The sequence below is a fragment of the Roseixanthobacter glucoisosaccharinicivorans genome (assembly GCF_043195095.2).
Classification (GTDB): Bacteria; Pseudomonadota; Alphaproteobacteria; order Rhizobiales; family Xanthobacteraceae; genus NCEH01.
On sequence record NZ_CM195538.1, the window covers coordinates 361,501 to 382,006 of the forward strand.

At 67.3% G+C, this 20,506-nt stretch carries 18 protein-coding genes; 13 read left to right on the top strand and 5 right to left on the bottom strand.

Annotation, left to right across the window (positions count from 1 at the left end):
* The first annotated feature begins 122 nt into the window (after positions 1–122).
* The 8 genes from V5F78_RS01555 (at position 123) to V5F78_RS01590 (ending at position 8,786) form a co-directional block, all read left to right on the top strand.
* Positions 123–1,211 (top strand): ABC transporter ATP-binding protein, encoded by a 1,089-nt coding sequence (locus V5F78_RS01555; protein WP_394068818.1) that lies wholly within the window; start codon positions 123–125, stop codon positions 1,209–1,211.
* Between the two features lie 3 nt (positions 1,212–1,214).
* Positions 1,215–2,141 (top strand): ABC transporter permease, encoded by a 927-nt coding sequence (locus V5F78_RS01560; RefSeq protein ID WP_394068820.1) that lies wholly within the window; start codon positions 1,215–1,217, stop codon positions 2,139–2,141.
* 3 nt (positions 2,142–2,144) lie between these two features.
* Positions 2,145–2,945: an ABC transporter permease gene (locus tag V5F78_RS01565; protein ID WP_394068822.1), complete on the top strand. Its 801-nt coding sequence runs from the start codon at positions 2,145–2,147 to the stop codon at positions 2,943–2,945.
* Positions 2,942–3,760: a DeoR/GlpR family DNA-binding transcription regulator gene (locus V5F78_RS01570; RefSeq protein ID WP_394068824.1), complete on the top strand. Its 819-nt coding sequence runs from the start codon at positions 2,942–2,944 to the stop codon at positions 3,758–3,760. The genes V5F78_RS01565 and V5F78_RS01570 overlap by 4 nt, the downstream gene beginning before the upstream one ends.
* 10 nt (positions 3,761–3,770) lie before the next feature.
* Positions 3,771–4,670: a proline iminopeptidase-family hydrolase gene (locus tag V5F78_RS01575; protein WP_394068826.1), complete on the top strand. Its 900-nt coding sequence runs from the start codon at positions 3,771–3,773 to the stop codon at positions 4,668–4,670.
* The gene (locus V5F78_RS01580) at positions 4,667–5,383 is read left to right on the top strand and encodes a cysteine hydrolase family protein (RefSeq protein ID WP_394068828.1); all 717 of its coding nucleotides are present in this window, start codon (positions 4,667–4,669) and stop codon (positions 5,381–5,383) included. The genes V5F78_RS01575 and V5F78_RS01580 overlap by 4 nt, the downstream gene beginning before the upstream one ends.
* Positions 5,384–6,418: 1,035 nt before the next feature.
* On the top strand, positions 6,419–7,408 hold the full coding sequence (locus V5F78_RS01585; protein WP_394068830.1) for a phosphotransferase enzyme family protein: 990 nt from the start codon (positions 6,419–6,421) through the stop codon (positions 7,406–7,408).
* Between the two features lie 49 nt (positions 7,409–7,457).
* Positions 7,458–8,786 carry an aspartate aminotransferase family protein gene (locus V5F78_RS01590; protein ID WP_394068831.1) on the top strand — a complete coding sequence of 443 codons (1,329 nt, stop codon included), beginning with the start codon at positions 7,458–7,460 and terminating at the stop codon, positions 8,784–8,786.
* Between the two features lie 41 nt (positions 8,787–8,827).
* Here V5F78_RS01590 and V5F78_RS01595 read toward each other — a convergent pair whose 3' ends face one another.
* A complete protein-coding gene (locus V5F78_RS01595) occupies positions 8,828–9,862 on the bottom strand; it encodes an acyltransferase family protein (protein WP_394068833.1) in 1,035 nt (344 codons plus the stop codon).
* Positions 9,863–10,097: 235 nt separating this feature from the next.
* Between V5F78_RS01595 and V5F78_RS01600 the strand changes: the two genes are divergently transcribed.
* The 5 genes from V5F78_RS01600 (at position 10,098) to nadC (ending at position 16,207) form a co-directional block, all read left to right on the top strand.
* Positions 10,098–11,501: an exopolysaccharide biosynthesis polyprenyl glycosylphosphotransferase gene (locus tag V5F78_RS01600; protein WP_394068835.1), complete on the top strand. Its 1,404-nt coding sequence runs from the start codon at positions 10,098–10,100 to the stop codon at positions 11,499–11,501.
* The gene (locus V5F78_RS01605) at positions 11,435–12,493 is read left to right on the top strand and encodes a glycosyl hydrolase family 18 protein (RefSeq protein WP_394068837.1); all 1,059 of its coding nucleotides are present in this window, start codon (positions 11,435–11,437) and stop codon (positions 12,491–12,493) included. Before V5F78_RS01600 ends, V5F78_RS01605 begins: the two co-directional genes overlap by 67 nt.
* A gap of 227 nt (positions 12,494–12,720) precedes the next feature.
* Positions 12,721–13,752, top strand: a complete 1,032-nt coding sequence (gene nadA / locus V5F78_RS01610; protein ID WP_394068839.1) for a quinolinate synthase NadA — start codon at positions 12,721–12,723, stop codon at positions 13,750–13,752.
* Between the two features lie 5 nt (positions 13,753–13,757).
* Positions 13,758–15,314 carry an L-aspartate oxidase gene (locus V5F78_RS01615; RefSeq protein ID WP_394068841.1) on the top strand — a complete coding sequence of 519 codons (1,557 nt, stop codon included), beginning with the start codon at positions 13,758–13,760 and terminating at the stop codon, positions 15,312–15,314.
* Positions 15,314–16,207: a carboxylating nicotinate-nucleotide diphosphorylase gene (gene nadC / locus V5F78_RS01620; RefSeq protein WP_394068843.1), complete on the top strand. Its 894-nt coding sequence runs from the start codon at positions 15,314–15,316 to the stop codon at positions 16,205–16,207. The genes V5F78_RS01615 and nadC overlap by 1 nt, the downstream gene beginning before the upstream one ends.
* Before the next feature lie 156 nt (positions 16,208–16,363).
* Here nadC and V5F78_RS01625 read toward each other — a convergent pair whose 3' ends face one another.
* The 4 genes from V5F78_RS01625 to V5F78_RS01640 all read right to left on the bottom strand — a co-directional run bounded on the left by V5F78_RS01625 (position 16,364) and on the right by V5F78_RS01640 (position 20,352).
* Positions 16,364–17,212, bottom strand: a complete 849-nt coding sequence (locus V5F78_RS01625) for an FkbM family methyltransferase (RefSeq protein ID WP_394068845.1) — start codon at positions 17,210–17,212, stop codon at positions 16,364–16,366.
* Positions 17,181–18,596 (bottom strand): hypothetical protein, encoded by a 1,416-nt coding sequence (locus V5F78_RS01630; RefSeq protein ID WP_394068847.1) that lies wholly within the window; start codon positions 18,594–18,596, stop codon positions 17,181–17,183. Before V5F78_RS01630 ends, V5F78_RS01625 begins: the two co-directional genes overlap by 32 nt.
* The gene (locus tag V5F78_RS01635; protein WP_394068849.1) at positions 18,593–19,417 is read right to left on the bottom strand and encodes a WecB/TagA/CpsF family glycosyltransferase; all 825 of its coding nucleotides are present in this window, start codon (positions 19,415–19,417) and stop codon (positions 18,593–18,595) included. Before V5F78_RS01635 ends, V5F78_RS01630 begins: the two co-directional genes overlap by 4 nt.
* Before the next feature lie 77 nt (positions 19,418–19,494).
* Positions 19,495–20,352, bottom strand: coding sequence for a polysaccharide biosynthesis/export family protein (locus V5F78_RS01640; protein WP_394068851.1), 858 nt, complete (start codon positions 20,350–20,352; stop codon positions 19,495–19,497).
* Between the last annotated feature and the right edge of the window lie 154 nt (positions 20,353–20,506).

Below are 20,506 nucleotides of genomic sequence, written 5' to 3' on the forward strand. Positions count from 1 at the left end.
TCAAAAAGCACCGATGCGCTCCCTCTCCCGCTTGCGGGGGAGGGGTGGGGAGGGGGCCGTAGGGCGCATGAGCCCCCGCCCGACTTTCACCCGCCTTGCCTTTTCGCCTGTCGAGACCCGTGATGACCCAAGAAGCCGCGCCGAAACTGCCCATCCTGCAACTGGTCGGGGTGCGCAAGACCTTCAATGATTTCGTCGCCGTCGAGAAGATCGACCTCGATGTGATCGAAGGAGAATTCCTCACCATCGTCGGCCCCTCGGGCTCGGGCAAGACCACGCTGCTGCGCATGCTCGCGGGCATGGACCAGCCGAGCGAGGGCAACATCACGCTGCACGGCGAGCGCATCAACGAGGTGCCGCCCAACAAGCGGCCGACTTGCCTCGTGTTCCAGTCGTTGGCCCTGTTTCCCCACAAGAGCGTGGGCGACAACATCGAATTCCCGCTGAAGGTGCGCGGCGTCGACGCCAAGGCGCGCAAGGCCCGCGCGCTGGAGCTGATGCGCGTGGTACGCCTGCCGGAAAGCTATTATTCCAAGAATGTCATGAAGTGCTCGGGCGGCGAGCGCCAGCGCGTCGCGCTCGCCCGTGCGCTCGCCTATGACCCGGAAGTGCTGTTCTTCGATGAGCCGCTCTCCGCCATCGACTACAAGCTGAAGAAGGTGCTGGAGAAGGAATTGAAGGATCTCCACAAGGAGACCGGCAAGACCTTCATCTACATCACCCATTCGCTGGAAGAGGCGATGGTGATGTCGGACCGCATCGGCGTCATGCGCGCCGGAAGGCTGGTGCAGGTGGGCACGCCGGAACAGATCTATAATCATCCCGTGGACCGCTTCGTCTCCGAATTCGTCGGCGAGGTGAACGTCATCGAGGTGAAGAAGGGCGAGGACGGCGCGCCCTGGCGCGGGGTCGACGTGCCCGGCGCCTTCCATGTGCGCGCGCCCGAGGAGGATGCCGAGGCGGACCACGCCTTCGTGGTCATCCGCCCGGAATATCTGCGCTTCCTTGGCGCCGGAGACAGCGCCCAGAACAGCCTGAAGGGCACGGTCTATAACGAATATTCGCTCGGCTCGCGGATCCAGTACCAGGTGCGCGTGGGCGAGAAGGTGATGTTGGTGGAGCTGTCGCGCTCCAAGGCCCTGCCGATCGCGGCGGACCGCAGCGTGACGGTGGGCTGGGATGCCGCCGACGCCATCACGGTGCGGGCCTGAGCCATGGCGCACACCACCCTTTCCCATCCCGCGGCCCCGGTCGCGCTTGAGGCGGCGCCCGCAGCGCCCACCCGGCGCGACGCGCTGCTCTCGCTCGGCGCGCGGTGCGCGCTGCCGGTGATCGTGCTGCTGGCCGTGGGCTTCGTGGCGCCGCTGATCGCCATCTTCGCCTATTCCTTCGCCAAGCCCCGCACGTTCGAAGTGTTCCGCTCCTTCACGCTCGTGAATTACGCGGAGATCTTCAATATCGACAACACGGTGTGGCTGTCCTTCTTGTGGTCTTTGGGCTTTGCCTTCGCCACTTGCGCGCTGCTGGCGGTGATCGCCTATCCCATCGCCTATGGCCTCAACCGCGTGTTCGGGAAGTGGTCGTCGCTGGTGTCGATCCTGTTCGTGTTCCCGCTGTTCGTGTCGGAGAATGTGCGGCTCTATGGCTGGGTGCTGTTCTTCATCAAGAACGGCGTGCTCGACGGCACGCTGAAAATGCTGGGTTTCGAGGGCGGGCCGCAGATCCTGTATCAGCCGCCCATGATCCTCGCCGGCATGCTCTATGTGTATCTGCCCTTCATGCTGTTTCCCATGACACTGGGCCTTGCCATGGTGCCGCGCGACCTGATCGACGCGGCGCGCGATCTCGGCGCCAACCGCTGGCAGATCTGGCGCGAGGTGGAAGTGCCGCTGGCCATGCCGGGCATTCTCATCGGCATGCTGCTGACCTTCGTGCTCGGCATCGGCGCGGTGGCGGAGGCGAAGATTCTCGGCGGGCAGTCGGTGATCGTGATTTCCCACGACATCGAGATCGCCTTCACCTATTCGCAGAACTGGCCGCTCGGCTCGGCGCTGGCGGTGGTGGTGACGGTGTTCATCGGCGCGCTCACGCTCGCGGTGTTCTCGCGCCTCGATCTCGACCGCCTGCTGGGGAGGCGCTGAACCATGGAACAGGAAAAGGCCCGCACGCGCCTCTTCATCTGGCTCTGGACCGCCTTCGTCGTGGTCCTGCTGTATCTGCCGATCTTCTGTGGGGCGCTGGCGAGCGTCTCCAAGGGGCGCTATTTCGCCTTCCCGATCCGCGCCTTCACCTCCGAATGGTGGGAGAAGACGGTGGATTCCATCGAGATCGGCATGATCGTGCACACCTCGCTGCTGGTGGCGGCGCTGGTGACATTGCTCTCGGTGGTGGTTGCCTTCTTCGGCGCGCTCGCCTTCGCGCGCTATGATTGGAAGGGCCGGCGGCTGTTCCAGAAGATCGTCATTTTGCCGATCTTCTTTCCCCAGCCGGTGCTCGGCCTGGCGCTGCTGCTGTGGTTCAGCGCGGCGGGCATCCAGACCTCGTGGCTTACCGCCGTGTTCGCCCATCTGGTGTGGATCGTGCCGGTGGTCACCTTGGTGATCGCGATCCAGGTCTACAGCTTCGATCCCTCGCTGGAGGAAGCGGCCTTCGATCTCGGCGCCACCCGCTGGCAGGTGATGCGCGAAGTTACCCTTCCGATCCTGTGGCCCGGCATCTGGTCCGGCGCGCTGTTCGCCTTCCTGCTCTCCTGGGGCAATTTCCCGCTCTCGCTCTATACCGCCGGGGCGGATTCCACGGTGCCGAAATGGCTCTATTCCAAGATGGTGGCGGGCTATACGCCCATGGTGCCGGCGCTTGGAACCATGAGCACGCTCGGCGCCGCCAGCGCGCTGCTGCTGGGCGGGCTGGTGCTGTGGCTGCTGCGGCGGCGGGCTGTGGCATGAGCACCGCCGGCGATGGCGCGCCGCCCGTGGCGGACAAGGCCAAACTCTCCAAGAAGGATCGCCATGCGCGCATCCTCGCCGAAATGCGCACCAGCTCCACCCTGCGGGTGTCGGAACTGGCGGCGGAGCTGGACGTCTCCACCGAGACCATCCGGCGCGACCTGTACGAACTCGGCGAGCGCGGGCTCATCAACCGCACCTATGGCGGGGCGGTGCGCCCGCTCGGCACCGAGCCGTCGGTGGCCGAGCGCCACCGCATGCTGGTGGAGGAGCGCGAGGCGATCGCCGCCGCGACCGTGAAATTCCTGCGCCCGAACGAGGTGGTGGCCATCGGCGCCGGGGCGACCACCACGCACGTCGCGCGCCGCATGGCGGCGGAGTGCCGGGACATCACCGTCATCACCCATTCCTTTTCGGTGGCGACGGTGCTGGCGCCGAACCCCACCATCGCCGTGCTCATGTGCCCCGGCCGCTATGACGGGCGCGAGGGCATGATCGTGGGGGCGGAGACCATCGAGTTCCTGCAATCCTACAACGCCAATTGGGCGATCCTCGGCGCCACCGGCATCACCGCCGAGGGTTTCTCGGACGCCGAGGCGGCGGCCGCCTCCGTCTACAAGGCGATGATGCACCGGGCGGTGCAGACCATCGCTGTCGCCGACCATTCCAAATTCGACCAGCAGGCGCTCGCCATCTGGGGACGCTGGGCGGATGTGGGCCGGCTGATCACCGACGTCGCCCCGAGCGGCGCCATCGCCCGCGCCCTCCAGCGGGCCCGTGTCGAAGTCACCGTCGCCCGCAAGCGCGGCGCCTGAGGAACATCCCATGTGGCAGGAAAAAGCCCCCGATCGGCGGATCGACCTCGAGATCCAGGGCCATCGCATCGTCGCCTATGAATTCGGCACCGGCGATGAGGTGGTGCTGCTGCTGAACGGCGGCCCGGGCCTGCCGTGCGACTACATGCGCGAGGCGCATTCCTTTCTCGCGACCCACGGTTTCCGCGTGGTGGCGTTCGATCAATTGGGCTGCGGCGCCTCCGACCGGCCAACCGATCCCGCGCTCTGGTCCATCACTCGCTATGTGGAAGAGGTGGAGGCGGTGCGCCAGGCGCTGGGCCTCGGGCGGGTGCATCTCGCCGGCCATTCCTGGGGCGGCTGGCTCGCCATCGAATATGCGCTCACCTATCCCGATGCGGTGAAGAGCCTGTTGCTGGAGAACACCGCCGCAGACCTGCCGCATCTCATGAGCGAATTGCACCGCCTGCGCGATGCGCTCGGGCCGGAGACCTCCGCCATGCTGGCCCGGCATGAGGCGGACGGCACGCTCGCTCATCCCGAATATCAGGGCGCCATCACGGTGCTGAACTATCGCCACGTGTGCCGGCTGATGGAATGGCCCGCTCCGGTGATGCGCTCGCTCGCCGATTGGAACATGGCGCCCTACGAGGCCATGCAGGGGCCGAACGAATTCCTCTATATCGGCAATCTGAAGGACTGGTCGCGCCTCGCCGACCTGCCGCAGATCAGTGTTCCGGTGCTGATCCTGGTGGGGGCGCACGATGAGCAGACCCCGGCCTGCGCCGCCCTCATGAAGGCACAGCTGCCCCAGGCCGAGCTGCACGAATTTGCCCACTCCAGCCACATGCCCGCCTATGAGGAGGCTGAGGCGCACGGCGCCGTGCTGCTCTCCTTCCTCCAGCGCGTGGCGCAAGGGGTGTCGGCATGAGCAAGCCGCACTGGAAGCAGCGCAACCGCTCGCTCTATTACGCCAATGCGCCCGCGCCGGACGATCCGGAGCTCGATCCCGCCACCACGGCGCTGCTCGTGATCGACGTGCAGAACACCTATCTGGAACGGCCGGCGCGCGCGGCTCTCACCGGCGCGGAGCTTGCCCATTACGAGGCCTGGACGCCGTTCCATGATCGCATGCACGCCCAGGTGATCCCCGGCATCGCCGAGGCGCTCAAGCTGTTTCGTGGCAGGGGCATGGAGGTGCTGTTCGCGCGCATCGCCTGCCAGACCCAGGACGGGCGCGAGCGCTCGCTGAGCCAGAAGAAGCCCGGCTTCAACAATCTGCTGCTGCCGAAGGATGAGCACGCCTCCCAGATCGTGCCGGAGCTTGCGCCGGTGGGGGACGAGATCGTCGTCACCAAGACCACCGACAGCGCGCTGACCGGCACCAATCTGCGGCTGGTCCTGCACAATCTCGGAATCCGCACGGTCGTCTGCGTCGGCATCTTCACCGACCAGTGCGTCTCCTCCACCGTGCGCAGCCTCGCCGATGAGAGCTTCGATGTGGTGGTGCTGGAGGATCTGTGCGCCGCCGCGAGCCTGGACCTGCACGCGCAGGAACTGGCGATCCTCAACATGATCTATTGCAACGTGATGGAGCTTTCCGAGTTCGCGGCCCTGCTGGCGGCGCAGGAGACGGTGCGATGAGCGGGTTGAGCTTTCGTGTCCCGGCCCAGCGACGGCCCAGCCGGAGCGCCGAGCCGGGACCCAGCGCAAGAAGTCTGCGCAGCAGCCCCATGCGCTGCGCGCTTTTGGGATCGAAGCGCCTGCGGCGGCCCTATGCGCTGGGTCCCGGCTCGCGTTCCACGCCGGCAAGCCGGCGCTGCACTCGGCCGGGACGCGAGTATGTGCGCTCCGGTGTCCCGGCCCAGCGACGGCCCAGCCGGAGCGCCGAGCCGGGACCCAGCACAAGAAGTCTGCGCAGCAGCCGAACGCGCTACGCGCTTTCAGGATCGCAGCGCCTGCGGCGGATTCTTGCGTTGGGTCCCGGCTCGCGTTCCACGCCGGCAAGCCGGCGCTGCACTTGGCCGGGACGCGAGTGTGTGCGCTCCGGTGTCCCGGCCCAGCGACGGCCCAGCCGGAGCGCCGAGCCGGGACCCAGCACAAGAAGTCTGCGCAGCAGCCGAACGCGCTACGCGCTTTCAGGATCGCAGCGCCTGCGGCGGATTCTTGCGTTGGGTCCCGGCTCGCGTTCCACGCCGGCAAGCCGGCGCTGCACTTGGCCGGGACGCGAGTATGTGCGCTCCGGTGTCCCGGCCCAGCGACGGTCTCGCCGGAGCGCCGAGCCGGGACCCAGCACAAGAAGTCTGCGCAGCAGCCCCATGCGCTGCGCGCTTTTGGGATCGAAGCGCCTGCGGCGGATTCTTGTGCTGGGTCCCGGCTCGTGCTCCGCGCCGGTGCACCGGCGCTGCGCTTGGCCGGGACGCGAGGGGCTATCCGCATCGCGCCTCCTGCTGAACTCCTCGGCCTTTCCCCTCCCTAACCCTCCCCCGCAAGCGGGAGAGGGAAACCGAACGGTGCGGGGTGGGGCTGATCATTCTTCATCCATGCCGGCGTGCTCCCTCTCCCGCTTGCGGGGGAGGGCTGGGGAGGGGGAAGGCACCTATGCGAGGCCGCTGGCGCGAAAGGTCGGGGAGGGGGAAGGTCCCGTCACACGCCACCGGACCAGAGGGAGAAACACCAGTGCTCTATGACGGCGGATTCCTGACCCGGCTTGAAGACGGCGTGCGCGGCGCGCTGCCGCGCTGGGACATCGCCCCGCACACCGAACTGAAGCTGCTGACCATTTCGGAGAACGCCACCTTCCGCGCCAGCAACACCGGCACCGGCGGCGATCTCGTGTTCCGCGTCCACCGGCCCGACTACCACACCCGCCGCGAGATCGAATCCGAGCTCGCCTGGATCGAGGCCTTGCGCGCCGAGGGCGGCATCCTCACCCCGCGGCCGATCCCGCTGCGCGATGGCGCCCTGATCGCCGATATCGACGATGCGGGCACCACGCGCCATGTGGTGGCGTTCGAATTCCTGCCCGGTAAGGAGCCGGACGAGGGCGACGATCTGGTGGGGTGGTTCGAGAAGCTCGGCGCCATCCATGCCGGGCTGCACGCCCAGGCCCGCGCCTGGACCCGGCCAGAGGGCTTCACCCGCAAGGTGTGGAACTTCCAGTCCATGCTGGGTGATGCCCCATTGTGGGGGGATTGGCGCGCCGGCCTCGGCCTCGCGCCCGATGGCCTTGCGATCCTGGAGAAGACGGCGCTGGTGCTGGAGCGCGAACTGGCCGCCATCGGCACCGATGGGGACAGTTTCGGCCTGGTCCATGCCGACCTGCGGCTCGCCAACCTGCTGGTGGACGGGGACAAGCTGGCGCTGATCGACTTTGACGACTGCGGCTTCTCCTGGTTTCTCTATGATTTTGCCGCCGCCATCTCGTTCATCGAGCACGAGCCTTATGTCCCGGCCCTGATGGAAGCCTGGATCGCCGGCTATCGCACCCGCTTGCCTTTGACGGATGCGCAAGCCGCGCACTTGCCGGTGTTCATCATGCTGCGCCGCATGCTGCTGACCGCCTGGATCGCCTCCCATGCCGAGACGCCGACGGCGCAGGCCATGGGCATTCCCTACACGGACGGCACGGTCGCGCTTGCCGAAGCCTTCCTTTCCGCCCGCGCGTGACGCGTTCCGGCCGCGCGCCGGGACAGCCAAGAGAACCGGAAACAAGCCCATGAAGACCCAGCAGATCCTGTCCCTCAATGCCTTCCAGCCGGGGGAAACCGCAGGGCTTTCGGATGATGTGGCGGTGCTGGTGGAACGCCGCAAGCGCAGCTTCGGCGCCTCCTCCGTGCTATTCTACCAGCAGCCGCTGCATGTGGTCAGCGCGTCCGGCGCGCTGATCCGCACCGCTGATGGGGCTGATTATCTCGACCTCTACAATAATGTGCCCTCGGTGGGCCATTGCCACCCCAAGGTGGTGGAGGCGGTGCAGACGCAGGTGGCGCTGCTGAACTGCCACACGCGCTATCTGTTCGACAATGTGCACGATTATGCCGAGCGGCTGCTGGCGACTTTCCCGGTATCGCTGTCCAATCTCGCGCTGACCTGCACCGGCAGCGAGAGCAACGACCTCGCCCTGCGCATCGTCGCCATGGCCACCGGCGGCACCGGCTTCATCGTCACGCAGACCGCCTATCACGGCAACACCACCGCCGTGACCGAGGTGTCGCCTTCTTCCTACAAAGTGGGCGCGCCGCCCAAGCACGTGCGCACCGTGCCGGCGCCGGATCCGCGCGCGTTTCCCGGCGATCTCGGCGCGGGCTTCGCCCAGGCCGTGCGCGCGGCCATCGCGGCGCTGGAGGCGGACGGCATAAAGTTCGCCGGCCTGCTGGTGGACAGCATCTTTTCCAGCGACGGCGTGTTCGCCGATCCGCCGGGCTTCCTGAAGGCGGCGGTGGACGTGGTTCACGCGGCCGGCGGCCTGTTCATCGCCGACGAGGTGCAGCCCGGCTTCGGACGTACCGGCTCCGGCATGTGGGGCTTCGCCCGCCATGGCGTGGTGCCGGACGTGGTCACCATGGGCAAGCCCATGGGCAACGGCATTCCCATGGGCGGCGTGGTCACCCGGCCGGACCTGCTGAAGGGCTATTGCGACGCCTTCGGCTATTTCAACACCTTCGGCGGCAACCCCGTGGCGGCGGCGGCCGGGCTCGCGGTGCTGGATGTGATCGAGCAGGAGGGGCTGATCGCCCATGCGGCGCAGGTGGGCGGCCATATCACCGAGCGGCTGAACGCGGCGCGCGCGCGCTGCCCGGCGATCGGGGCGGTGCGTGGGGCGGGGCTCTATCTCGGCGTCGACATCGTGGATGGCGAAGACGGTGAGAGCGCCGATGCGGCGGGCGCGACGGCGCTCATCAACGCCTTGCGCGAGAAGCATATCCTGATCGGCGCGGCCGGGCCGCTCGGCCATGTGCTGAAAGTGCGCCCGCCGCTGTGCCTGAGCCTGGAGCAGGCGGACCTGTTCGTGGATGCGGTGGAGGCGATCCTCACGCGCAAATAAGCCGGCGCTTTCTTGAGGGCCGGTCGCTCAGCGCCGGTTGTTCAGGGCAGGCTCGCGGCGACGCGTGCCCGCGGGCGGCGCGTCATCAGGCGCAGCAGCGGGCGCTCGATGGTGAAATGCACCACCACGCCCGCCGCCACCGAGGCGATGATGGCGCCGATCGTGAACACGGCGATGCCTCCCGGCAGATCGGCGGGAATGACCTTGCGCCAAATCTGCCCGGCCGCCGAAAGCGCGATGCCGTGGACGATATAGATCGAATAGGAGGCATCCCCCAGCAGGACGAAGAAGGGATATTTGCGCACCGCCCCGGCCTTCTCCAGCGCCAGCGCGCCGATGACGATCATCGCCGCCGGAAGGCCCCAGAGCAGGAAGCGCATCTGCGGCGTCACCTCATTGATGCCGAGCATCACGGCGAAACCGATCGCGACCAGCGCCCACGCCACGGGACGGGAAAGCGCGCGGCCCTGGAGATACCAGATCCCCACCATGACGCCGAAGATGAATTCGATGATGATGGTGGAGGTGTAGAAGGTCGCCATCACGTTGGGCGAGGGCATCACCGCGCCGAACAGCACCAAGGCCGCGAACAGCGCGATGATGGTGGCGACGCGCATGCGCTCCGGCAGCAGCAGCACGAGGCCCCACACCAGATAGAAGAACATCTCGTAATTCAGCGTCCAGCCCGGAATAACCACCGGCTCGATGGTCGGGAATACCGGATGCTGCGCCGGCAGGAACAGATAGGAGGCGATGATGTGCCACAATTCCGGCCGCCCGCTCTGCACCGCGCTGGGCACGAACAGCATCAGAAACACGAAAAGACTGGTGATGATCCAGTAAAGTGGAACAATACGCACCAAGCGTTTCTGGTAGAACGTCAGCGTGTATCCGGTCCTGTTGGTCGTCGTGACGAGCATCAGGAAGCCGCTGATAATGAAAAAAAGATCAACGCCGCTGGCGAGCGAGGCGGGCCACCACCCGTGATAGTCCATCCGCTCGAGTTGAACGTGAACGTGGAAGCATACAACCATGATGCTCGCGATCGCCCGCAAATATTGAAGCGAGTCAAGCATCCGTTAATGGTCTCCAGCGCATTTAATGTAGATGCTGTATCGAAGGCGGCCGGAATGATCAAGGCGTACGGGGCGGGCGGTCGGGTTTGGCGCAGCGGAGCAATGTGCCGGCAAATCAAATGCCGTTGGATCGTGTGGCGCGAAACTCCGTCTTGACCCCCTTTCGCTTCTTGCGCAGAACCTTCGATGCCCCGGCGGGCATAGCGATTTTTTGAGTTTTTCGGGGTTGGTGGCTATGACGCGTTGGACCCATGGCCTGATTAATCGCCTGGTCGTGCTGTGCGATGTGACGATGATCGTGCTCGCCGCGGCATTGTCCTATTCCGTCTGGCATTTCGCCACCTGGAGCCAGGTGGCCATATTGTGCGCCTTCGGCGCGGCGGTCTTCACGCAGATCCTTCAGCTCGGGCGCGCCTATCGCGTCGAGCATTACAGCCATTCGCTGCGGCAGATCGGCCATCTGATCGTCGGCGGCGTGCCCGCGGCGCTGCTGGTGGCGGTGTTTTATTATGCCCTGGTGCCGATCCATACCACCAACCTGCCGGGCCTGCTGGCCTGGGGGCTAATGACGGGCGTCGCGCTGATTTTCGGCCGGCTGGTGATCGTGCGTCTCGGCATGGCGCAGGCGCGCCGCCACGAGGTTCTGCGCCGGCAGGTGGTGCTGGTGGGGGATGTCGACCGGGCCCGGTCGTTCGCGCTGCGCTGCGCGGAGGAGGACGACGAGAGCCTGTTCGTGTTCCTCGGCATTTTCGACGACAAGGCGCACGACCCGCAGACCGCCGATCTCGCCCACCCCCCGGTGCTCGGCGGCCTGCCGGACTTCCTGAAATTCGTGCAGAATCACCGCGTGGACGTGGTGGCGATCGTCGAGAGCTGGGAAAATCCCCTGAAGATCGGCGCCATCGTGGAGCAATTGCACCGCATCGCCGCCGACGTGCTGGTGGAGCTGGACCCGGACGGCTTCAACCTGCGCTTCGCCCGCGTCACCAGCATTGCCGGGCAGCCGGCGCTCCAGGTGCAGCAGCGCCCGCTGAAGGGTTCGCTCGGCCTGTTGAAGGCGCTGGAGGATTATTCCGTGGCGGTGATCGGGCTGATCCTGGTCTCGCCCATCCTGCTCGGGGCGGCACTCGCCATCAAGCTGGATTCTCCCGGCCCGATCTTCTTCCGCCAGCCGCGCGTCGGCTTGAACAACAAGGTGTTCACGGTCTTCAAGCTGCGCACCATGACCGTCGACCCGAGCGACGACGGCTCGCTCGGCACCACCAAGTTCAACCCGCGCATCACCCGCGTCGGCGGGCTGCTGCGGCGCCTCTCCATCGACGAGCTGCCGCAATTGCTGAACGTTCTCAAGGGCGACATGTCCGTGGTCGGCCCGCGCCCCCATGTGCCGAACATGCAGGTGGCCGAGGATGTTCGCTATGAGGCGATCCGGGAATATGTGGCAAGATATCGAATGAAGCCGGGCATCACCGGCTGGGCGCAGATCAATGGCATGCGCGGCGGCATCAACACCGTGGAAAAGGCCGAGCGCGGCGCGAAGCTCGACCTGTTCTACATAGAAAACTGGTCCATATGGTTCGACATCAGGATCATGCTTCTGACCATCACCAAGGGCATGGCGGGCCGCGACGTCTTCTGAGCCGCCTTGCCCTGGTGCTCGCCGCCTGCGCGGCTCTTCTGCTGACCGGCGGCGCGCCCGCCCGCGCGGCGGAGCCGCACCGGCCGTTCCTCGCCTATCATGCCAGCTGGTACGAGGTGCAGACCTCGGTTGCCGCCGACACCAGCCTTGCCCGCCTGCCGGGCTATATCACCCATGTGGCCCTCTCCTTCGTAAAGCCGGATCTGGTCTATGTCGGCGATCTCGACCTGAAGGGCACGGGCCTGCTCTATCCCTTTTCCGGCGCCGTGCTGAAACAGGCGGTGGCGCTGCTGAAGGCGCGCCATCCGGCGATCAAGGTGCTGATCTCGGTGGGCGGCTGGGGCTATTTCGGCTGGGACAAGCTGGACGCGCCGGCGCTGGCGCGGCTGGTGCGCGATCTCGGCGCGGACGGGGTGGACGTGGATTATGAAACCTCCGATCCGGCCTGCGTCGTGCGGGGCGAGGGCATGGCCTGCCCCGGCGACGCGCGCTCCATCTCGGTGATCGAGCAGGTGCGCGCGGCGCTGCCGCGTCCGTTCGTGGTGTCGGTGGCGGGCTGGAGCGTGGGCGCCTATGGCGCCGGCGATTTCCGCGCCTCCGCGCCGCGCAGCCCGTGGACCGGCTCGATCCTGGCGCTGCTGGCCGCGCCGGTGGCGGCGCAGATCGACCTCGTCTCCATCATGTCCTACGACGCCGGCCCACGCTATCGCCCGCAGGAGGCGTTCCGCGCCTATCGCCGGCTGTGGAAGGGCCCGCTCCTGCTGGGCGTGCAGGTGATGCCGAGCGAGGCCGGCGGGCCGCGCTTCACCGTGGACTACACCCGCCGCATGCTGGATTCCGTGACCGCCGACCCGCGCGCCGGGGCCATGCTCTATGCGGTGCGCCTCACGCCGCCGGGGGTGATTGGCCCCGACAATCCCGACGACCGCTATCTCGCCGCCACCATCTGCATGGCCCTGACGCTGGCCGATTGCTCGGCACCCATGCCGTAAGGCCCCAGCGGCCGCGCGCATATTTTTTTCTATTTCATTGCGCCGCAATTCCAGGGACTTCCCGCATCGCACCCGGTTTAATGGTGCGGCGCTACCGAGAAATCGCGCAATCACTGGATTGACGCCCCTTATGCTCCGTGTAAGCATAAGAGAAAGAAAGCCGGCTTTGCTCCGGCTGTTTTTCGGCTGTTGATATGCTCAAATCGAGCATATGGGGAGACGTTTCCATGCTGGACACCCCGGTTTCGTCGGCGACCGAGTTCGCGCCCGTCGAGGTCCCCGCTTCCGCGGGTGCGATGCCCTTGCCCGATGTGTACGCCAAGGTCTCGCGCCACGTGCCGGCGATGGAATGGGCAGCGCTCGCGGACGATGTCGCGGCCATCCTGCGCCTGAAGAAGGAGCGCAACGCTATCCTGCTGGCGCACAATTACCAGGCGCCGGAAATCTTCCACACGGTGGCTGACATCGTCGGCGACAGCCTGGCTCTGGCGCGCGAGGCGGCCAAGGCCGATGCGGACGTGATCGTGCTCGCGGGCGTGCACTTCATGGCCGAGACCGCGAAGATCCTGAACCCCGACAAGGTGGTGCTCATCCCCGACGAGCGCGCGGGCTGCTCGCTCGCCGACAGCATCACGCCGGAAGATGTACGCGGCCTGCGCGCCCGCTACCCCGGCGTGCCCATCGTCACCTATGTGAACACGTCCGCCGCCGTGAAGGCCGAGTCCGACGTGTGCTGCACCTCCGGCAATGCCAAGAAGATCGTCGAGGGGCTCGGCGTGCCGCGCGTCATCATGATCCCGGACGAATATCTCGCCCGCAACATCGCCGCCCAGACCGATGTGGAGATCATCACCTGGAACGGCCATTGCGAGGTGCACGAGCTGTTCTCGCCCTCCGACATCACCGACATCCGCGACATTTATGCGGACGTGACCGTGATCGCCCATCCCGAATGCCCGCCGGACGTGATCGCGGCCGCCGACTTCGCCGGCTCCACCGCCGAGATGGTGCAATATGTCGCCGACCACCGCCCCGCGCGGGTGGCGCTCGTCACCGAATGCTCGATGGGCGATAACGTGGCGGTGCATTATCCCGAGATCGACTTCGTGAAGCCGTGCAATCTCTGCCCGCACATGAAGCGCATCACGCTGAAGAACATCCGCCGGGCGCTGGAGACCATGTCGCCCCAGGTCCATGTGGACCCCGCCTTGGTGCCCGGCGCCCGCGCGAGCGTCGAGCGCATGCTGGCGATCAAGTGACCGCCATGGCACAGGCCGCCGGGAGCGACGCGGACCGCGTCATCATCGTCGGCGCCGGGGTGGCAGGCATCGCCTGCGCCCTCGCGCTGGCTCCGCTCAAGGTTTTGGTGGTGGCGCCGCAAGGTGTCGCCGCCGTGCCGGCCACCGCCATGGCCCAGGGCGGCATCGCCGCCGCGATCGGCGCAGACGATCATTCCGACCTGCACACCGCCGATACGCTCAAGGCTGGCGCCGGCCTCACCGATCCCGCGGCGGCCGCGCGCGTCACCGGCGCGGCGGCCTCGGTCATCGCCCGCCTCGCGGACTGGGGCGTCGCCTTCGATACCGATGCGGCGGGCGCCATCGCGCTGGGGCTGGAAGCCGCCCACAGCCGCAATCGCATCGTCCATGCGGATGGCGATGCCACCGGCAAGGCGGTGCTCGACGCCCTGATCGCGCGCGCCCGCATCAGCCCGCATATCTCCCGCCGCACGGATCTCAAGGCCATCGACCTGCTGCGCGATGCCGAGGGCCGCGTCACCGGCGTGCGCTGCATGGGCACCAACGGCGCGAGCACGGATCTCGTCGGCCGCGCCGTGGTGCTCGCCACCGGCGGGCTCGGCGGGCTCTATGCCTCCACCACCAATCCGCGCGCCGCGCTTGGCAGCGGGCTGGCGCTCGCCGCGCGGGCGGGAGCGGTGTTGCGCGATATCGAGTTCGTGCAGTTCCACCCCACCGCCATCGCCGCCGCGCGCGATCCCATGCCGCTCGCCACCGAGGCGCTGCGCGGGGAGGGGGCGATCCTGCTCAACGACCAGGGCGAACGCTTCATGGCAGATGTGGCGGGGGCGGAACTCGCCCCGCGCGATGTGGTGGCCCGCGCCATCCATGCGCAGATCGTTGCCGGCCGGCGCGTGACTCTGGACGCGCGCGCCTGCCTCGGCGAGCGCTTCGCCGCGCGCTTTCCCTCGGTGCATGCCTTGTGCCTGGAAAGCGGCATCGACCCGGCGCGCGAGGCGATCCCGGTGCGGCCGGCGGCGCATTACCACATGGGCGGCGTGATGGTGGACGCCCACGGCCGCACCAGCGTGCCCGGCCTCTATGCCTGCGGAGAGGTCGCCTCCACCGGCCTGCACGGTGCGAACCGGCTGGCGAGCAATTCGCTGCTGGAGGCGATCGCCTTCTCCGGCTGGATTTCGCAGGCCATCACCGCCGAGGCCGCGCGCGATGCCGGCGGCGCCACGGCGCCGGTGCGCACGCTGAAGCCGGCGCTCGCGATCGAGGCGCTGCGGCGCATCATGGATCGCCATGTGGGCGTGGTGCGCTCGGCGGCCGGGCTCGGCGAGGCGCTGCACGCGCTCGCCCCCTTTGCGGACCACGACGATGCCGCCTTCGTGGCGAGCCTCGTCGCGCTCGCGGCCCTCAAGCGGGAGGAGAGCCGGGGCGGGCATTTCCGCGCCGATCATCCCGCGCCCGAACCGCACGGCCGCCATAGCCCAATCGACCCCGCGCAGATCGCCGCCGCCCTCGCCCCGTGGCAAGTCCCCTGGCAGGGCGAACCCGCCTTCAAGGAAGCCGTCTGATGTCGCTCGCCGCTCCCGCCGTGCATTTCGCCGCCGAAGCTCCCGAACTCGTGCCCCTGCCGGCCCTGCTCACCGAGGGCGTCGTGCGCGCCGCCTTGCTGGAGGATCTTGGCCGCGCCGGGGACATCACCAGCGAAGCCGTGGTGCCCGCCGATGCGCGCTTCGCCGTGACCATGACCAGCCGGCAAGACGGCGTGGTCGCGGGCCTCGGCCTTGCGGTGCAGGCGTTCCACCTGCTCGATCCGGCGATCCGCGTGGAGATCCTGCAGCCCGACGGCATGCACGTGTCCCCCGGCGAGGCGGTGATGCGCATCGAGGGCTTGGCGCGGCCGATCCTCAGCGCCGAACGGGTGGCGCTGAACTTTGTGTGCCGCCTCTCGGGCATCGCCAGCGCCACGGCCCTTCTCGTGGCGGCGGCGCGCGCCAACGGGCATGCCCGCATCACCTGCACCCGCAAGACCACGCCCGGCCTGCGGGCGCTGGAAAAATATGCGGTGCGGGCCGGCGGGGGGGCGAACCACCGCTTCGGCCTCGACGATGCGGTGCTGATCAAGGACAATCATCTGGTGGCGGCGGGCGGCATCATCCCCGCCATCACCCGCGCCCGCGCCCATGTGGGCCACCTCGTCAAGATCGAGGTGGAGGTGGATACGCTCGCCCAGCTGGAGGAAGCGCTCTCCGTGGGCGTCGATGCCGTGCTGCTGGACAATATGAGCCCGGAAACGCTGCGCACCGCCGTCGACATGGTGGCGGGCCGCGCCATCACAGAAGCCTCGGGCCGCGTGAACGCCCAGACCGTGCCGGCCATTTCGGCGTCCGGCGTCGATCTCATCTCGTGCGGCTGGCTGACCCACAGCGCGCCGATCCTGGACCTCGGGCTGGACGAAGCTTAGGACCGATCGACATTTAGTGGCGACTGTCGTTCACCGGTCGTCATGGCCGGGCGTGTCCTGGCCATCCACGCCGGGCCGAGCGCACCGGCCTTGAAAGGCCGGTGCCGGCGGGGCCCGCGTGGATGCACGGGACACGCCCGTGCATGACGATGCTTCCTAGGCCGCGCGGCCTTGGGGATGGCGCGCCACCACGTTGCAGAATTCAGTCGGCCGGCTGGAGAGCGGGCGCAGCGCGCCGTCGTCCTGGAGGCGGAAGAAGGCATAGCCATGGGCGGCCAGGCCGTTCCAGGATGCCGCCGGATCGCCGCCCGCCTTGAACAGGGTGGGGCAGTTGATCTCGAAGATCACGTCCGGCCGCCAGGTGGAGAGGGTGTGGCTCGCCCCGGCGATCACCATGTTCTCCGCGCCTTCCACATCCATCTTGATGCAGTCCACGCGCGGCAGGTTGAGGTCGTGCATCATCTGGTCGAGCGTGGTGATCACAACCACTTCGCTCTCCACGTCGGTGCCGTCGCTGATCAGCGAGAAGGCCTGCGGGTCGTCGCCAAGGGGATTGTGGTGCAGCACCGCTTCGCCCGGCACATCGGAGAGCGCCTTGCGCACGATGGTCACGTGCGAGAAGCCGTTGAGCGCGATGTTCTTCGCCAGCAGGTCGCCGGCATCCTTGCCCGGCTCCACCGCCACCACGCGGCCCGCATAGGGCGCGACCTTCAGCGTGAACAGGCCGATGTTCGCGCCCACATCGATGAACACGTCGCCCTTGCCGACGAAATTCTGGATGTAGCGCAATTCCGGCTCGATCGCGTCGCGCAGCAGGAAGGCGGAGACCGAGGTGTAGCGGAAGTCGCTCGGCACGGTCAGCTTGGCGCCGCCCGGCACCAAGGTGAACACCGGTTGACGGCCGAGCGGCACGGAGACCGCCCAGGTCAGCGCGCGCGTGAGCACGGTCACGGGCGCGGCCTGGAAGGCCGGCTCACCGAACAGTTTTTTTAGCCGTCGCAGCATGGGTAATCACCATCATCCGTCTACGGGTGGATCTGTCAGCGTCAGGGTCGGCGGGTGCGGGCGGCGTGCTGCCCGGATGTTTGCTCCGGTACCGGTCGAGATAGACGGCGATCGCCATGATGACGCCGAGCTCGCCGGGAGTCAGCACCAGGGAATATACCGCGGAGCTCACCAGGAGGAAGAGAATATAGTCAGCAAGGGCTTGGGCGAACGGCTCGCCGCTGCGCCGCGCGGCTTTGCTCACAGCCACATAGCCCCACAGATACAGAATGACGATGAGCAGCGCACCCACCGCGCCATATTCGAACACCACGCCGACCCAGCCGAGATCGGCGATGAAGAATTGCGCGTTGCCGAAGATTTCCGCGAGCGTGATGGTGCTGAAGCGCGTGGTCGCACCGACGCCGAACAGCCAGTGCCAGACATCCGTGCCCAGGAACTGGGTCGCCAGCGCGAACGAATTCTGCCGCACCGAAAGCGAGCCGCCGAGGGATTCGGCCACATCCCCGTTGGCCTTCATCACCAGCACCGCGACCGCTAGCGGCACCAGTAGGCACAGGCCGCCGATCATCAGCCGGCGCAATTGCCGCGGCGCCGAGGCCACCACGCCGAAGCCGATCACCACCAGGGCGCTGCCGATGGAGGCGCGCTGCTTGAAGATGATGAACATCAGCGCCACGGCGATGCCCACTGCCGCCACCTTCAGCACGTGTGGCCGCTGCATGAAGCTGCGCGTGAGGTAGAACACCAGCAGCATGCCGAAGAACATGGGCATGTAGATGCGATAGCCGCGCTCGGCCTCGAACAGCATCAGCTTCCCCACCGAGGGGTCGCTATTGTACCAGGAGGCCGGCGCCACCAGCCACAACAGCAGCATGATGCCATAGGTGGCATAGCCGAGCGTGAGCACGGCGGTCTTCAGCCGGGACCCGATGGGCGCCATCCACGCCAGCAGCGCCGAGAGGGCGAAATAATAGGTGACCGGCCAGATCTTGATGGTGGTGGTCAGCGCATCGAAGAAGCCGTTGCCCAGCTCGATCATCGAGATGAGGGGCGTGAAGCCGATGGCATAGGCGAGGAACACCAGATAGATCGCCTTGCCCGGCAGCTTCATCCGCGCCATGGCGTAGAGCGTCAGCGGCAGCGCCATCACCGGCCACGCCTTGGAAAGCAGGTAGGTGGGCGGCAATTCGTTGAGATAGTGGAAGCACTGGGCGAACATCGGCAGCACGCCGAGCAGCACCACGAACGTCAGGTTCGGCGAGAGGCGCTCGCCCAGGTCCGGCCGGGAGGAGGGCGCGAAGCGGCCGACCCGCGGAATCGCCACGTGCCGATAGGCGCGCGCGGCCGGTGCGGAAACCGGCGCGGGAGCCGGCGCGCTCATGGCTCGCCGGGGCCCCGCGCGCCCTTGTCTTTGGGGCCAGCCATGCCATAGGCCGCCGGATCGCGCCGGGCATCGGCCACCATCAGCAGCAGCGGCATGGATTCCACGAACACGCGCCGCGCATGGCCCTTGGGGTTCAGCATCAGGCGGTGCAGCCATTCCAGGCCGAACTTGCGATAGAATTCCGGCGCGCGCTGCACGATGCCGGTGACGAAATTGAGCGAGGAGCCGACGCACAGGCCGGTGCCCACCGCCCCGCCGCGCTTTTCCACCATGCGGGCCATGTATTCGGAGGCCGGGGCACCGACCGCGAAGAACACGTAGCGCGCCGGATGGGCCAGCACGAAATCCACGCAGGCCTCCACTTCTTCTGGCTTGTTGATGAAGCCCATGGAGGGGTTGAGCAGGTTCACCGCCTTGAGGCCGAATTGCGCGATCAGGCGGCGGCGCATCTCCTCGCCGCCGCCGATCACGGTGACGCTGTCGCCGGGCGCGATATGGTGCGCGAACAGATAGGCGGTCAGATCGCTGCCGGCGGCATGGGGCAAATCGAGGCCGAACACGCGGCGGGCGAGGGCGCGCGGGGTCTTGCCGTCGAGCAGGCGCAGCCAGGCGTGCTCATAGGCGTCGGCGAAGCGGGCATCCTTCAGCCGGCCGAGCCGCACGAAATGCTGGGCGTTGGGCGTCACCACATAGGCGAAGGGCGCCTCCGCGCCGCGTGCGGCGATGCGCGCTGCCGCCGCCGGAACGTCGAGGCAGGAAATCCGCACGCCGAGATAGGGCACTTCCCGGATCGGCGCCTCGCCGGCCTGTGCTGGCATCGTGTCCACCGTGGTTGGCGCGGCGCGCCGCGCCGCCGAACAGGAACATATCTTACCACGCCGCAGCGCGGAAAGGCTCACGGGATCAGGGTCGAAGCGCCGCTGGATGTAGTGGAATAAGCGCCCAGCGTATAGCTGAAGGTGCGCTGGAACGGCACCACCTTGTTGATGAACTGGTCGATCCACAAATTCAGCTCGGCGATGTCGCTGCGCGGCACATAGAGGATGTCGCCGGCCACCAGCGGCACGTCGGCTTCATCCGATCCGGTCTGGATCATGTCGCGCACATTGATGATCTTGAGCATGGCGCGGTTGGAGGGATCGCGGCGGATCAGCGCCACTTCGCCGAGGCGGGCCTCGTCGGTGAAGCCGCCCGCGAGCAGCACCGCTTCCAGTGACGACACGCGCATCTCGGCGATCTTGTAGAGCCCCGGATGGGCGACGCTGCCGCCCACATAAACCTTGGAAGAGCCGGAATCCTCCAGCGAGACCACGACGCGCTGGTCGGTCAGCTCGCGCCGGGCGGAGACGCGGATGGTCTCCTGGAGGCCGGCGAGCGTCATGCCCTCGACCCGGATCTGGCCGACGGCGCGCAGGCCGATGGTGCCATCGGGGGAGACGACGAGATCCTCGTCCATCTCGCGGGTGATGGAGAATTTGACTTTCAGCTTGTCGCCCGGACCGATGCGATAGGCCGGAATGCCCGGCGTCCAGGGGCGGAAGCCCTCGGGATTGACCTGGGTGAAGCTCAGTTCCTGTCCGGTGAGCAGGGGCGTGCGGCCGGATGTGGTGGTGCAGCCGGCAAGAACGGTGCTGCCCAGAAGCAGGAACAACGGCAGCCGCAGGGCCGCCCACGGCCCGGCATTGCGGCCGCGAGGCGCACCCAGCTCCGGGCTGCGATCGCGACGGGTCGCTTCGCATGCGGGGGAGGGCATCGAGCAAGGCTCCTAGTGGGCGACCCCGTCCAGGACCCTGCGCCGGCCGTCCCCCGCCGCGCCGCGCGGTGCGGGGGGCAGGGGGAGAGGAATGAAGCGGGGTCGCTGAACCGATCAACGTGGTAAAGCAACCCTAAAGCTCCATGGTTAATGA

Bases quoted from the DNA above. Each gene is read 5' to 3' on its own strand.
- V5F78_RS01555 (WP_394068818.1), top strand. From the start codon at position 123: ATGACCCAAGAAGCCGCGCCGAAACTGCCCATCCTGCAACTGGTCGGG.
- V5F78_RS01560 (WP_394068820.1), top strand. From the start codon at position 1,215: ATGGCGCACACCACCCTTTCCCATCCCGCGGCCCCGGTCGCGCTTGAG.
- V5F78_RS01565 (WP_394068822.1), top strand. From the start codon at position 2,145: ATGGAACAGGAAAAGGCCCGCACGCGCCTCTTCATCTGGCTCTGGACC.
- V5F78_RS01570 (WP_394068824.1), top strand. From the start codon at position 2,942: ATGAGCACCGCCGGCGATGGCGCGCCGCCCGTGGCGGACAAGGCCAAA.
- V5F78_RS01575 (WP_394068826.1), top strand. From the start codon at position 3,771: ATGTGGCAGGAAAAAGCCCCCGATCGGCGGATCGACCTCGAGATCCAG.
- V5F78_RS01580 (WP_394068828.1), top strand. From the start codon at position 4,667: ATGAGCAAGCCGCACTGGAAGCAGCGCAACCGCTCGCTCTATTACGCC.
- V5F78_RS01590 (WP_394068831.1), top strand. From the start codon at position 7,458: ATGAAGACCCAGCAGATCCTGTCCCTCAATGCCTTCCAGCCGGGGGAA.
- V5F78_RS01595 (WP_394068833.1), bottom strand. From the start codon at position 9,862: ATGCTTGACTCGCTTCAATATTTGCGGGCGATCGCGAGCATCATGGTT.
- V5F78_RS01600 (WP_394068835.1), top strand. From the start codon at position 10,098: ATGACGCGTTGGACCCATGGCCTGATTAATCGCCTGGTCGTGCTGTGC.
- V5F78_RS01605 (WP_394068837.1), top strand. From the start codon at position 11,435: ATGGTTCGACATCAGGATCATGCTTCTGACCATCACCAAGGGCATGGC.
- nadA (WP_394068839.1), top strand. From the start codon at position 12,721: ATGCTGGACACCCCGGTTTCGTCGGCGACCGAGTTCGCGCCCGTCGAG.
- V5F78_RS01615 (WP_394068841.1), top strand. From the start codon at position 13,758: ATGGCACAGGCCGCCGGGAGCGACGCGGACCGCGTCATCATCGTCGGC.
- nadC (WP_394068843.1), top strand. From the start codon at position 15,314: ATGTCGCTCGCCGCTCCCGCCGTGCATTTCGCCGCCGAAGCTCCCGAA.
- V5F78_RS01625 (WP_394068845.1), bottom strand. From the start codon at position 17,212: ATGCTGCGACGGCTAAAAAAACTGTTCGGTGAGCCGGCCTTCCAGGCC.
- V5F78_RS01630 (WP_394068847.1), bottom strand. From the start codon at position 18,596: ATGAGCGCGCCGGCTCCCGCGCCGGTTTCCGCACCGGCCGCGCGCGCC.
- V5F78_RS01635 (WP_394068849.1), bottom strand. From the start codon at position 19,417: ATGCCAGCACAGGCCGGCGAGGCGCCGATCCGGGAAGTGCCCTATCTC.
- V5F78_RS01640 (WP_394068851.1), bottom strand. From the start codon at position 20,352: ATGCCCTCCCCCGCATGCGAAGCGACCCGTCGCGATCGCAGCCCGGAG.